Source organism: Halorubrum yunnanense, assembly GCF_026586675.1.
GTDB lineage: Archaea > Halobacteriota > Halobacteria > Halobacteriales > Haloferacaceae > Halorubrum > Halorubrum yunnanense.
Window position 1 is genome coordinate 198833 of record NZ_JAODIX010000019.1, and the last position, 12874, is coordinate 211706.

Sequence of the window (12874 nt, forward strand, 5' to 3'; positions counted from 1 at the left end):
AATGAGCGATCTCGAAGCGGAGTACCGTCTCGATTACTTCGAGGAGGAGGGGTTCGTCCGGAAGGAGTGTGTCTCCTGCGGCGCACACTTCTGGACCCGGGACGGCGACCGCGAGCTCTGCGGGGAGCCGCCCTGCGAGGACTACAGCTTCATCGACGACCCCGGCTTTCCGGAGTCGCACTCGCTGTCGGAGATGCGAGAGGCGTTCCTCTCGTTCTTCGAGGCGCACGAGCACGAGCGGATCGACCCGTACCCGGTCGCGGCGAACCGCTGGCGCGACGACGTCCTCCTCACGCAGGCGTCGATCTACGACTTCCAGCCGCTCGTCACGTCGGGGCAGACCCCGCCGCCGGCGAACCCCCTCACCATCTCACAGCCCTGCATCCGGATGCAGGACATCGACAACGTCGGCAAGACGGGCCGGCACACGATGGCGTTCGAGATGATGGCCCACCACGCGTTCAACACGCGCGAGGAGGTCGACGAGGACGAGTACGCCTACCACGGCGAGGTGTACTGGAAAGACGAGACGGTCGCGTACTGCGACGAGCTGTTCGAGAGCCTCGGCGCCGACCTCGAGGAGATCACCTACATCGAAGACCCCTGGGTCGGCGGCGGCAACGCGGGGCCGGCGATCGAGGTCATTTATAAAGGCGCCGAGCTGGCCACGCTCGTCTTCATGTGCATGGAGCGAGACCCCGACGGCGACTACGAGATGAAGGACGGGCACACGTACTCGTTCATGGACACGTACATCGTCGACACCGGCTACGGGCTCGAGCGGTGGACGTGGATGAGCCAGGGGACGGCGACCGTGTACGAGGCCGTCTACCCCGACGCGATCGAGTTCCTGAAGGAGAACGCGGGGACCGACTACGACGAGGCGGAGCGCGAGCTCGTCCACCGCGCCGCGAAGCTCTCCGGCCGACTCGACATCGACGACGTCGACGACGTGGAGGACGCGCGCGGCGAGATCGCCGACCGGCTCGGCGTCGACGTCGACCGCCTCCGCGAGCTGGTCGAGCCGCTCGAATCGATCTACGCGATCGCCGACCACTCGCGGACGCTCGCGTACATGTTCGGCGACGGGATCGTCCCCTCGAACGTCGGCACGGGCTACCTCGCGCGGATGGTGCTGCGGCGGACGAAGCGGCTCGTCGACGAGGTCGACGTGGATGCGCCCCTCGACGAACTCGTCGACATGCAGGCCGAGCGGCTCGGCTACGAGAACCGCGACACGATCCGGGAGATCGTCCGCACCGAGGAGCGGAAGTACCGGGAGACGCTCGAGCGCGGCTCCCGGAAGGTAGAGTCGCTCGCCGACGAGTACGCCGGCACCGGCGAGCCGATCCCGACCGAGACCCTCCTGGAGCTGTACGACTCCCACGGGATCCAGCCGGACATGGTCGCGGACATCGCGGCCGACCGCGGCGCGACGGTCGACGTACCGGACGACTTCTACGCGCTCGTCGCCGACCGCCACGAGGAGGAAGACGCCGACGAGGGCGGCGACGACGCTGACGAGCGGCTCGGCGACCTCCCCGAGACGGAGAAGCTGTTCTACGACGACCAGAGCCGGACCGAGTTCGAGGCGGTCGTCCTCGACGTCTTCGAGCGCGACGAGGGGTGTGACGTCGTCTTGGACCAGACGATGTTCTACCCGGAGGGCGGCGGCCAGCCCGCTGACCGCGGCCAGCTCACTGTCGGCGAGACGACGGTCGACGTCGTCGACGTCCAGGAGGAGGACGGGGTCGTCCTCCACCGGACGGACGCCGCCCCCGGGAAAGGCGAGTTCGTCAGGGGCCAGGTCGACGGCGACCGCCGCGACCGACTGCGCGCGCACCACACGACGACGCATCTGATCGGTCACGCCGCCCGCGAGGTGCTCGGCGAGCACGTCCGGCAGGCGGGCGCACAGAAGGGGATCGACTCCTCGCGGCTCGACGTCCGCCACTTCGGTCGGATCACTCGCGAGGAGGCCAGGCGCATCGAGCGCGTCGCCAACGACCTCGTCCGCGACGACGTGCCGGTGCGGCAGGAGTGGCCCGACCGGAACGAGGCCGAGGCCGAGCACGGCTTCGACCTCTACCAGGGCGGCGTCCCGCCGGGAACCAACGTCCGGCTGATCCACGTCGGCGACGCCGACGTGCAGGCGTGCGCGGGTACCCACGTCGACCGGACCGGCGAGATCGGCGCCGTGAAACTGCTGAAGACGGAGCCCGTCCAAGACGGCGTTGAGCGCATCGTGTTCGCCGCGGGCGGCGCGGCGATCGAGGCCACCCAGCGCACGGAGGACGCGCTGTACGACGCGGCCGACGTGCTCGACGTTGACCCGCTCGACGTCCCCGAGACGGCCGAGCGGTTCTTCGACGAGTGGAAGGCGCGGGGCAAGGAGATCGAGTCGCTGAAAGAGGAGCTCGCGGCCGCGCGGGCCTCCGGCGGCGCCGACGCCGAGGAGGCCGAGGTCGGCGGGGCCACGGCCGTGATCCAGCGGCTTGACGGCGACGCCGACGAGCTGCGCGCCACCGCGAACGCCCACGTCGACGACGGGAAGGTCGCGGTCGTCGGCAGCGGGGCCGACGGCTCCGCGAGCTTCGTCGTCGGCGTCCCCAACGGCGTCGACGTCAACGCCGGGCAGGTCGTCGCCGACCTCGCTGGCCGCGTCGGCGGCGGCGGCGGCGGCCCCCCGGACTTCGCGCAGGGCGGCGGTCCCGACGTCGACGCCCTCGAGGACGCGCTCGCCGCGGCGCCAGACGTCCTTCGTAGCCTTCAGGAGGCCTGAGACGGCCCCTGAGAGCCCCGTATGCCTCACGGCAACAACGCCGGCGTCTCGATCCGGTACGAGGTCGACGCCCCCGACGCGGGCGACCCCGACGAGGCGGTCGTGTTCTGCGGCGACGTCGGCCTCGGCGCGTGGCAGTTCGGCTGGCAACACGCCGCGCTCGCGGGCCCCCACACGGTGATCACGCCCGAGACGCGCGGCGTCGGCCGGTCGGACGCGCCGCCCGGGCCGTACACGGTCGAAGCGCTCGCGAGCGACGTCGACGCGGTGTGCGCCGCGGAGGGAGTCCGGAACGCCCACCTCGTCGGGTACGGGCTCGGCGGGATGGTCGCGCTCGCGGCCGCCCTCGGCTCCTCGCGCCCGGCGAGCCTGACGGTCGTCGGCGCGCCGCCCGCAGGCGACGCCTACAAGCCCGACGGCGTGTGGGCCGACCCCTCGGACGCGACGGCGGTGGAGCGGTCGCTCAACGGGCTCCTCTCGGCCGGCTTCCGCGAGACGCATCCCGACGCGCTCCCACGGATCGCCGAGTGGCGCCTCGCCGAGGACGCCGGCCCCGAGGCGTTTGAGGCCCACCGCGCGGCCGTCGACGGGTTCGACCTCTCTGACCGGCTCTACGAGCTCACGACCCCGACCCTCGTCGTCCACGGGACGGACGACGCCGCCTGTCCGGTGACGGCGGGCGAGACGCTCGCGGAGGGGCTCCCCCGCGGCGAGCTCCACGCGGTCGAGGACGCGCGCCACCTCGTCGGCGTCGAGGCGTCGGCTGCGGTCAACGACGCGCTGTCTGGGTGGCTCGCGGAGCACGCCGCGGACCCGTTCTCCGGGTAGCGCGACCGCGCTCCGCGACCGCGGTAGCGCTTCCCGACGTCGCAACCGTTTTGCCTCCGTCCCTTCTCAGTGCGTCCAATGACACGTCTCCGGTTCGCCCTGCTGAACGCGGCCCACGACGGCGCGAACACCCGGCGGAACTTCCGCCGGGAGCTCGACGCCGACCTCGTGGAGTTCGACGCGACCGGCGGTCACCTCCCCGCCGACACCGACTTCGACGGGGTCGTCGTCACCGGGTCGCGCTCGTCCGTCTACTGGGACGAGGAGTGGATCCCCCCGCTCGTCGACTACGTCGCCGAGGCCGCCGACGCCGGTCTCCCGGTTCTCGGCGTCTGTTACGGTCACCAAGTCCTCGCGGAGGCGCTCGGCGGGCGCGTGGCGGGGATGGACGAGTTCGAGATCGGGTACAACGTCGTGCGCCGGCGCGGCGACGACGAACTGTTCGACGGGATTGACGAGGAGTTCATGGCCTTCACTACCCACGGCGACGCCGTGGTCGAACTCCCGCCGACCGCGACGCTGCTCGCCGAGAACGACCACGGCGTCCACGCGTTCCGCGACGGCCACTGCTGGGGCGTCCAGTTCCACCCCGAGTACGACGTCGACACCGCCCGCGAGGTCACCGAGGGGAAACGCGAGCGCCTCGGCGACGCGCGGGTGGACGCCGTCCTCGAAGAGATCACCTCGGAGGCGCACGACGCCGCCTGCGAGGTGAAGGGACTGTTCGATAACTTCGCCGAGTACGCCCAGCGGCTGCGGGCGGACCGGACGTCGCGGGCGGCCGCGGACGACTGACCGGCCGCGTCGCGAGTCCGTTTCGATCCGGTCGAGGGGACCCCCGCCCGGGTCGAACACCCTTATACCGCTCCCGCCCGGAACCACGGTATGAACGTAGTACCGGACACCAGTGCGGTCGTCGACGGCCGCGTGTCCGAACGCGTCGCGGACGGGACATACGAGGGGGCCGCGGTGCTCGTCCCCGAGGCCGTCGTCGGCGAGCTGGAGTCGCAGGCGAACGACGGGCTGGAGTCCGGATGGGACGGCCTGAGCGAGCTCAAGCGGCTCGCCGACCTCTCAGACGAGGGCGCGATCGACCTGGAGTACGTCGGCGAGCGCGCCGACGGCGACGCCCGCTCGCACGCCCACGAGGGCGACGTCGACGCCCTGATCCGAGACATCGCCGCCGACCGCGACGCCGCGCTCCTCTCCAGTGACGTCGTCCAGGCGGAGGTCGCCCGCGCGAAGGGGATCGACGTCGAGTACGTCGAGCCGGTCGCCCGCGGCGTCGTCGACGAGCTCCCGATCCGCGAGTTCTTCACCGAGGAGACGATGTCGGTCCATCTCAAGACGGGGACGAAGCCGAAGGCCAAGCGCGGCAGCCTCGGGGAGATGCGGTACGTCGACATCGACGAGGCGGAGACGAGCGAGGCGCAGATGGACGAGTGGGCGACCGGGATCGTCGACCTGGCTCGTCAGTCCAACGAGGGGTTCATCGAGCTCTCGGACGACGGGATGGACATCGTCCAGTTCCGCGACTACCGGATCGCGGTCGCGCGGCCCCCGTTCGCGGACGGGATCGAGATCACGGCCGTCAGGCCGATCGCGAAGACGACGCTCGACGACTACGAGTTCGCCGACGAGCTTCGCGACCGGTTCAAAGAGCGGAAGCGCGGCGTGCTCATCTCCGGCTCGCCCGGCGCCGGGAAGTCGACGTTCGCGCAGGCGGTCGCGGAGTTCTTAAACGACAGCGACTACGCGGTGAAGACGATGGAGAAGCCGCGCGACCTCCAAGTCGGGCCGGAGATCACCCAGTACGGCGCGCTCGGCGGGGAGATGGAGAACACGGCCGACTCGCTCCTCCTGGTCCGCCCCGACTACACCATCTACGACGAGGTCCGGAAGACGAACGACTTCGAGGTCTTCTCGGACATGCGGATGGCCGGCGTCGGGATGGTCGGCGTCGTCCACGCCTCGCGCGCGATCGACGCGCTCCAACGGCTCGTCGGTCGGGTCGAGCTCGGGATGATCCCGCAGATCGTCGACACGGTCGTGTACATCGAGGCCGGCGAGGTCCACACCGTCTACGACGTGACGACCGAGGTGAAGGTGCCTGCCGGGCTCACCGCCGAGGACCTCGCCCGCCCGGTGATCCAGGTGTCGAACTTCGAGACCGGCACCCCGGAGTACGAGATCTACACGTTCAACCGGCAGGTCGTCACGGTCCCACTGAACGACGAGGACGGCGAGGGGGAACGCGAGACTGGCGTCGGCCGCATCGCCAAACAGGAGATCGAACGCGAGATCAAGTCGGTCGCGCACGGCCACGTCGACGTCGAACTCAAAGGGAACGACGAGGCGGTCGTCTACGTCTCCGAGGGCGACATCGGCACCGTCATCGGGAAGGGCGGTGGCCGCATCAGCGACATCGAGAACCGGCTCGGCATCGAGATCGACGTCCGCACCCACGACGAGAAGCCGGGCGGGCCCGAGGACGCCGCTCACGGCGCGAACGGGCAGGGCGGCGGTCGGGGCGGCCAGGTCGGCGAAGAGCGCGGCACCGTCGTCCAGCCGGAGATCACCTCGCGGCACGTCGTCATCGACGTCGACGACGGCGTCGGCGAAACGGTCGAGGTGCGCGCGGACGGCGAGTACCTCTTCACCGCCACCGTCGGCCGCGGCGGCGAGGTCCAGGTGTCCCGCGGCTCCGCGATCGCCGAGGAGCTGGAAGACGCCATCGACCGCAAACGGACCGTGACGGTCGTTCCGGCGCGCTGACGCGGTCGACGGGGTCGCGGGCGTTCACCCCGCTGCCGTCGTTCGACGCCGATTATTTCGTCGATCGTCGTAATTCATCCCTCCTGAAAGATAACGCTTTTTTGGCGGTGGTCGGAACGTCACTCCATGTCAGACGAGTTAAAGCGCGGGCTCGAAGGCGTCCTCGTCGCGGAGTCGGAGCTGAGCCACGTCGACGGCGAGGTCGGCAAGCTCGTGTACCGTGGGTACGACATCGAGGACCTCGCTCGGGGAGCGAGCTACGAGGAGGTGCTGTACCTCCTCTGGCACGGCTCGCTGCCGACCCGCGAGGAGCTCGACGCGTTCGCCGCGGACCTGGCCGCGGAGCGGACCGTCGACGACGACGTGCTCGACACGGTCCGGACGCTGGCCGAGGCCGACGAGCGTCCGATGGCGGCCCTCCGAACGGCCACCTCCATGCTGTCGGCGTACGACCCCGACGGGAACGTCGACGAGGGCGACGACGGTCCCACGGAGACGGCCCGGCGTCAGGGCCGTCGGATCACCGCGAAGGTCCCCACGGTGCTCGCCGCGTTCGAGCGCGCGCGCCAGGGCGAAGACCCCGTCGCGCCGGACCCGGACCTCTCGTACGCCGGGAACTTCCTCTACATGCTCACCGGGACCGAGCCCGACGCGGTTAGCGAGGAGACGTTTGACATGGCCCTGACGCTCCACGCCGACCACGGGCTCAACGCCTCGACGTTCACGGCGATGGTGATCGGCTCGACGCTGGCCGACGTCTACTCCGGCGTCACCGGCGGTATCGGCGCGCTCTCCGGGTCGCTCCACGGTGGGGCGAACCAAGACGTGATGCAGGTCCTCCACGAGATCGACGACTCCGAGAAGGACCCCGTCTCGTGGGTGAAAGACGCCCGCGAGGACGGCCGCCGGATCCCCGGCTTCGGCCACCGCGTGTACAAGGTGAAGGACCCGCGCGCGAACATCCTTCAAGAGAAGCTCCGCGACCTCTCCGAGTCCTCCGGCGACACGAAGTGGCTGGACTACACGACCGCGATCGAGGAGTACCTGACCGACGAGGGGCTCCTGGAGAAGGGGATCGCCCCGAACGTCGACTTCTACTCCGGCTCCGTCTACGACTCGCTCGGCATCCCGGTCGACATGTACACGCCCATCTTCGCGATGAGCCGCGCCGGCGGCTGGATCGCTCACATGGTCGAGTACCAGGCTGATAACCGCCTCATTCGCCCGCGCGCCCGGTACACCGGTCCCGAGAGCGCCGAGCTCGTCCCGATCGACGAGCGGTAGGGAGGCGGCGGGTCCTCGACGCGCGAATCCTTTTATAAATAGACGGCTTACGATTCCAGCCGCTCGCGGGCGAACTTCCCCAGCAGCGGGAGGTCGTCGAAGTGGAGGAGCTTCGCCATCGCGGCCTTGTCGCCCTGGTTCGCCTTCTCCAGCGTGTTGTCGTCGGTCCGACTGAGATCGCGCATGAGCCGGTCGTACCGCTCGTTCGGCGCGAGGTACAGCAGCCGGGTGAGCATCAGCCGGGAGCGCATCCGGGGGGCCACGTCGCGGTGCCAGAGCCGGTCGTAGACGGCGAGGCTCTCGGCGTCCAGCCGCTTCTCCGAGTCTGTGAGGCACCGGTCGATGGTGGCGGCCGCGGCCCGGGCGGACTTCATCCCCTTGTGGATCCCCTCGCCCCACAGCGGGTCGATGGTGGGGACCGTGTCGCCGATGGCGATGAAGCGGTCGGTGTGCATCTCGTCGGGCATCTGGATGTGCGCGGAGCCGCGGTGGATCGTGTTGTCGATCTGTTCGGCGTCCGCGAACCGGGGGTCCCGCTCGATCCAGTCCTCGAGGTAGCCGTCGACGGTCTTCCCCTCCTCGGCGAACTCGCGGTGGCGGTCGTTCTGGATATAACAGATGCCGACCTTCGCGGTGTCCTCCCCGGTCGCGAAGATCCACGAGTAGCCGCCGGGCGCGATGTCGTGGTCGAGCCGGAGCATCATCGCCCGCCGCAGGTCGGCGTACTCGGGGTGGTTCATCTCGACGCCCTCCATCTCGTACTCGATGCCGATCGCCTGGTGTTTCCGCTCCAACTCGACCACGTCGAGCGCGGTCGCGAGCGGCGCGGCCGGACCCGTGGCGTCGACGACCACCTCGGCGTACACCTCCTCGTCGCCGTCGTACCGAACCCCCTCGATGACGTCGTCGTCGTCGAGGATCGGGCGGGAGACGCGAGAGTCGAACCGGTACTCCGCGCCGTTGTCTCGGCCGTCCTCGACGAGGAACCGCTTGAAGTCGGCGAACTCCAGGACGGCGCCCGGCTGGTAGCTCTCGTAGTAGCTGTTCGGCGACTCCAACACCACGTCGTCGGTGTACGACATCACGACGTCGTCGGGGATCCCGAAGGCGGACATCATCGACGGGAACGTCCCCGCGGTCGACTTGTTGCTCTGGCGGGGGAAATCGGCTTCCGGCTCGGTTTCGAGAACGACGACGTCGTAGCCGCGTCTCGCCAGGTCGCGGGCGCACTGCGCGCCCGCGGGCCCGGCGCCCGCGACGACGACGTCGTGGCGGTCACTCATACATAATGTAATTCGGACCCACGTAATTAGGCTTGCTGAAACCGGTCGCCAACGGGGTGTGACCCGGCTGGGTCGCCGAAATTTGGCTATCGACGGAGGTCGGAATACCGGCACTCTCGGGTCACGGAGAACGGCTCGGGAAAACGGGCGGCGCCGTCAGTAGAACTCGCGGACGAGGTCGGTCGCGCTCTCGGGCGCGCCGTCCGGGATGACGGACATGTCCTCGTCGACGCCGTGCTGCTCGTGGTACGGCATCGACTCCTCGTCTTGGTAGATGACGCCCTGGTACTCCTGTTCGGAGTTGAGGATGACGTCCTTGGCGGCCTCCTTGTCCGTCGGGTCGTGGTCCTCCTCCTTCAGGTCGACCAGCGAATCGCGGAAGTAGTCGTAGGTGTCGACGTCGTTGAAGGTGACGCACGGGGAGTAGACGTTCACGAAGCCGAACCCGTCGTGTTCGACCGCCTTCTGGATGATCTCCTGATGGCGGAGCGCGTCCGAGGAGAACGACTGCGCGATGAACGTCGCGCCCGACGCCAGCGCCAGCGCGTGCGGGTTGACGGGCGGCTGCTTCGGCCCGTCGGGAGTCGTCGAGGTCTCGAAGTCCTCTCGCGAGGTCGGGGAGGCCTGGCCCTTCGTCAGCCCGTAGATGCGATTGTCCATCACGACGTACGTCATGTCGACGTTGCGCCGGACGGCGTGGACGAAGTGGCCCGCCCCGATGGAGTAGCCGTCGCCGTCGCCGCCGGCGACCATCACTTCGATGTCGGGCCGCGCCATCTTGACGCCGGTCCCGACCGGGAGCGCGCGTCCGTGAACGCCGTGGAGCGCGTAGCTGTGCATGTACGTGCCGATCTTACCGGAACAGCCGATGCCGGCGACGACGAAGGTGTTGTCCGGGTCGTTCCCCGTCTCCGCGAGCGCCTTCATCATGCCGTTCATCGTCCCGAAGTCGCCGCATCCCGGGCACCAGGTCGGCTGCTTGTCGGACTTGAAGTCGGTGAATCGAATGTCTGAGCTCATTGGTTACGCCTCCGCCCCCTCCGCGAGGGTCGCTTTGATCTCCGCTGCGAGTTCGTCGGCCTTGAACCGCACGCCGTTGTACTTGTTCACGCGGTCGACCCGCCGGAGCACGTCGTGTTCGACGAGGTCCGCGAACTGTCCCCGCTCGTTGCACTCCACGACGACGACGTTCTCCGCGGCCTCGATGTCCTCCGAGAGGTCCGGTCGCGGGAACACGTACGGCACCGAGAGGACCCGCACGTCCCGTCCCTCGTCGTCGAGGATCTCGACCGCCTCGGCGATCGCGCCCTCATTCGACCCCCACGAGATCACGAGCGTGTCGGCGCCGGCGTCGCCGAACTCGCGCGGGCTCCAGTCCTCGCGCTCGCGGGCCGTCTCGACCTTCCGGTTGCGCTTGTCGACCTGTGCGACGCGCATCTCGGTGTCCTCGGTCCGGCGGCCCTGCTCGTCGTGTTCGAGGCCGGTGGACATGTGCGCGCCGTCGGCCGTGCCGGGGAACGCCCGCGGCGAGATCCCGTCGTCGGTGATCTCGTGGGGTTGGAAGCCGCCCGACTCGCTCATGTGGTCGTCGATCGCCGTCTCGTCGACGACGTTGCCGCGGTCGACCTCGACCTCGTCCATGTCGAAGGTGTCCGGTGAGAACGTCTGCTCGGTGACCGCCATCGAGAGGTCCGCGGTGAGGTACACCGGAAGCTGGTACTTCTCGGCGAGGTTGAACGCCTCGACGGTCTTCCAGAAGCACTCGTCGATCGTCGTCGGCGCGAGCACGAACCGCGGCACCTCGCCGTGGCCGCCGTACAGCATGTGGTTTAGGTCGCCCTGCTCCTGCTTCGTCGGCATCCCGGTGGAGGGGCCGGAGCGCATCACGTTACAGATGACGAGCGGCGTCTCCGAGGTGGCGATGAGCCCGAACGTCTCCGTCATCAGGTCGATCCCGGGCCCGGAGGTAGCGGTCATCGACCGCGCGCCCCCGCGGGCCGCGCCGAGCGCCATGTTGATCGCGGAGAGCTCGTCTTCGGCCTGCACGACGTGACCGCCGTACCGCTCGATTCGCCCCGTGAGGTACGTCATCACGTCGGTTGCGGGCGTGATCGGGTAACCGGCGTAGAAGCGGCAGCCGGCCGCGATGGCGCCCATCCCGATGGCCTCGTCGCCGTTGAGGAGGACGTAGTCCTCGTCGGTGGTCTCCAGGTCGTAGTCGAACTCGTGGTCGAACTCCTCGCCGACGTACGACCGCCCCGCGCGGGCGGCCTCCTTGTTGTTGTCGACGAGCTTCTGACCCTTGTCCGCGAAGCGCTTCTCGAGGGCGGAGTCGAGGTTCTCGATGGGGAACTCGGCGACTTCGCAGGCCGCGCCGAGCGCGACGACGTTCCGCATGATCGCCCCGCCGGCCTCCTCGGCGAGCCGCTTGAGCGGGACGTCGATCCCGACCATCTCGTCGGGGATCTCGACGTCCTGCATCGTGGTCCGCTCGCCGTCGTAGATGATCACCGACCCCTCGTGGAGCTCCTCGAGGTTCTCCTCGATGGTCCGCGGGGTCAACGCGATAAGCACGTCGAGCCGGTCAACGACGCTCTGTACCTTGTCGACGGAGGTCCGCACCTTGTAGGCGGTGTAGCCGCCTCGGATCCGCGAGGCGAAGTCCTTCGACGTGAACACGTGTCGACCCGCCCGAGAGAGCGCTTGCGCGAAGATCTTCCCGGTCGAGTCGATGCCGTCGCCGGCCTCTCCGCCGACGGCCCAGTTGAAGTCCGCAGCCATGCTATGAGGCAGGTTTCGCCGGACTCATCAAAAGACTTCTGGAAGGAGTCACCGACGTATTTCCGAACGTTCGTTCAGCATCTCGCGAATATTGTCAGTTATAGAGGGAGAGAAACGAACTTTCTGAAAATTAAGTGGACGAACGTTTTCCATATTCCTCACGATCGACCCACTTCGTCGCATCACCTTTCGACGTTCGTCGAACTGCGGCGGCACGCGCCGAGTCGGACGGTCGCCGTCGCCGGCGCTCCTCGCGCTTTCGACGCGGACGGCACCGACGCGGGTGGCGCCGGCGCGGACGGGAACACGTTTGTGTCCGCCGACCGGATCGGACGTATGGACACGACAGCGACGGTCAGCGCGGTCGAGTCGGTCGGCCGCGACACGTACGCCCTCCGGTTCGACGCGCCGGACGGGTTCGCCGCCGAACCCGGTCAGTTCGTCAAGCTCGGCACGGCGATCGACGGCGAGTCGGTCTCCCGGTTCTACACGCTCTCGTCGCCGACCGTCGGCGACACCTTCGAGGTCACGGTCGGCATCGACCCCGAGGAGGGCGGCGACTTCTCCGCGTTCCTCGCGAACGCCGAGGCGGGCACCGAGATGACGCTCTCCGGCCCGTTCGGCGACCAGCACTACGACGGCGAGCCGCGCGCGGTCGTCATCGCGGGCGGTCCGGGCGTCGGCCCGGCGGTCGCCATCGCGGAGCGCGCGCTCGACGACGGCGCCGAGGCCGCGGTCGTCTACCGCGACGAGGACGTGTCGCACGCAGACCGGCTGGAGCGGCTGGAAGAGCGCGGCGCCGCGGTCCACCTCCTCGGTGCGGAGGCGGGGCTGGACGACCCGGTCGCCGAGGCGCTGACGGGTGGCGACGGCGAAACCGTCTTCGTCTACGGCTTCGCCGATCTGGTGGCCGACGCGGAGGCCGCGGTCGAGGCCGCCGGCGGCGACGCCGACGCCGCGAAGGTCGAGAACTTCGGCTAGACGCGGTTTACAACGCTTCGATTGGTCATTTATTAATAGTCGATTGTGGATCGATGGAGATCTCTGCCAAAGCTCCAGTCGATTCCTTATACATGAGCCTGTCATAGAAACCATCTCATAGCTTGAGCTTTTCGCGGCCGGGGTCGTCTCCCCGCTCGAA

The 12874-nt window shown here is 68.9% G+C and carries 9 protein-coding genes; 6 read left to right on the plus strand and 3 right to left on the minus strand.

Annotated elements, in window-relative coordinates; all coding sequences use genetic code 11:
• Position 1 precedes the first annotated feature (1 nt).
• The 5 genes from alaS to citZ all read left to right on the plus strand — a co-directional run bounded on the left by alaS (position 2) and on the right by citZ (position 7669).
• On the plus strand, positions 2 to 2782 hold the full coding sequence (gene alaS / locus N5096_RS04840) for an alanine--tRNA ligase (RefSeq protein ID WP_267663195.1): 2781 nt from the start codon (positions 2 to 4) through the stop codon (positions 2780 to 2782).
• Between the two features lie 21 nt (positions 2783 to 2803).
• Positions 2804 to 3610: an alpha/beta fold hydrolase gene (locus N5096_RS04845; RefSeq protein WP_267663196.1), complete on the plus strand. Its 807-nt coding sequence runs from the start codon at positions 2804 to 2806 to the stop codon at positions 3608 to 3610.
• Between the two features lie 78 nt (positions 3611 to 3688).
• Positions 3689 to 4405, plus strand: coding sequence for a type 1 glutamine amidotransferase (locus N5096_RS04850; RefSeq protein WP_267663197.1), 717 nt, complete (start codon positions 3689 to 3691; stop codon positions 4403 to 4405).
• Between the two features lie 90 nt (positions 4406 to 4495).
• Entirely contained in the window at positions 4496 to 6385 is a 1890-nt protein-coding gene (locus N5096_RS04855; protein ID WP_267663198.1) for a PINc/VapC family ATPase, read from the plus strand.
• A gap of 126 nt (positions 6386 to 6511) precedes the next feature.
• On the plus strand, positions 6512 to 7669 hold the full coding sequence (gene citZ, locus N5096_RS04860) for a citrate synthase (RefSeq protein WP_267663199.1): 1158 nt from the start codon (positions 6512 to 6514) through the stop codon (positions 7667 to 7669).
• A gap of 47 nt (positions 7670 to 7716) precedes the next feature.
• Here citZ and N5096_RS04865 read toward each other — a convergent pair whose 3' ends face one another.
• The 3 genes from N5096_RS04865 to N5096_RS04875 all read right to left on the minus strand — a co-directional run bounded on the left by N5096_RS04865 (position 7717) and on the right by N5096_RS04875 (position 11733).
• Positions 7717 to 8952: a digeranylgeranylglycerophospholipid reductase gene (locus N5096_RS04865; RefSeq protein WP_267663200.1), complete on the minus strand. Its 1236-nt coding sequence runs from the start codon at positions 8950 to 8952 to the stop codon at positions 7717 to 7719.
• A gap of 156 nt (positions 8953 to 9108) precedes the next feature.
• On the minus strand, positions 9109 to 9972 hold the full coding sequence (locus N5096_RS04870) for a 2-oxoacid:ferredoxin oxidoreductase subunit beta (protein ID WP_267663201.1): 864 nt from the start codon (positions 9970 to 9972) through the stop codon (positions 9109 to 9111).
• A 3-nt stretch (positions 9973 to 9975) separates the two neighbouring features.
• Complete coding sequence (locus N5096_RS04875) at positions 9976 to 11733, minus strand: 2-oxoacid:acceptor oxidoreductase subunit alpha (protein WP_267663202.1); 1758 nt, start codon at positions 11731 to 11733, stop codon at positions 9976 to 9978.
• A 336-nt stretch (positions 11734 to 12069) separates the two neighbouring features.
• Between N5096_RS04875 and N5096_RS04880 the strand changes: the two genes are divergently transcribed.
• Positions 12070 to 12714 carry an FAD-dependent oxidoreductase gene (locus tag N5096_RS04880; protein WP_267663203.1) on the plus strand — a complete coding sequence of 215 codons (645 nt, stop codon included), beginning with the start codon at positions 12070 to 12072 and terminating at the stop codon, positions 12712 to 12714.
• Positions 12715 to 12874: the final 160 nt, after the last annotated feature.

What these genes read in the sequence shown, in the direction of transcription:
- N5096_RS04850 (WP_267663197.1), top strand. Translation starts at nt 3,689, where the DNA reads ATGACACGTCTCCGGTTCGCCCTGCTGAACGCGGCCCACGACGGCGCG.
- N5096_RS04865 (WP_267663200.1), bottom strand. Translation starts at nt 8,952, where the DNA reads ATGAGTGACCGCCACGACGTCGTCGTCGCGGGCGCCGGGCCCGCGGGC.
- N5096_RS04880 (WP_267663203.1), top strand. Translation starts at nt 12,070, where the DNA reads ATGGACACGACAGCGACGGTCAGCGCGGTCGAGTCGGTCGGCCGCGAC.
- N5096_RS04875 (WP_267663202.1), bottom strand. Translation starts at nt 11,733, where the DNA reads ATGGCTGCGGACTTCAACTGGGCCGTCGGCGGAGAGGCCGGCGACGGC.
- citZ (WP_267663199.1), top strand. Translation starts at nt 6,512, where the DNA reads ATGTCAGACGAGTTAAAGCGCGGGCTCGAAGGCGTCCTCGTCGCGGAG.
- N5096_RS04845 (WP_267663196.1), top strand. Translation starts at nt 2,804, where the DNA reads ATGCCTCACGGCAACAACGCCGGCGTCTCGATCCGGTACGAGGTCGAC.
- N5096_RS04870 (WP_267663201.1), bottom strand. Translation starts at nt 9,972, where the DNA reads ATGAGCTCAGACATTCGATTCACCGACTTCAAGTCCGACAAGCAGCCG.
- N5096_RS04855 (WP_267663198.1), top strand. Translation starts at nt 4,496, where the DNA reads ATGAACGTAGTACCGGACACCAGTGCGGTCGTCGACGGCCGCGTGTCC.
- alaS (WP_267663195.1), top strand. Translation starts at nt 2, where the DNA reads ATGAGCGATCTCGAAGCGGAGTACCGTCTCGATTACTTCGAGGAGGAG.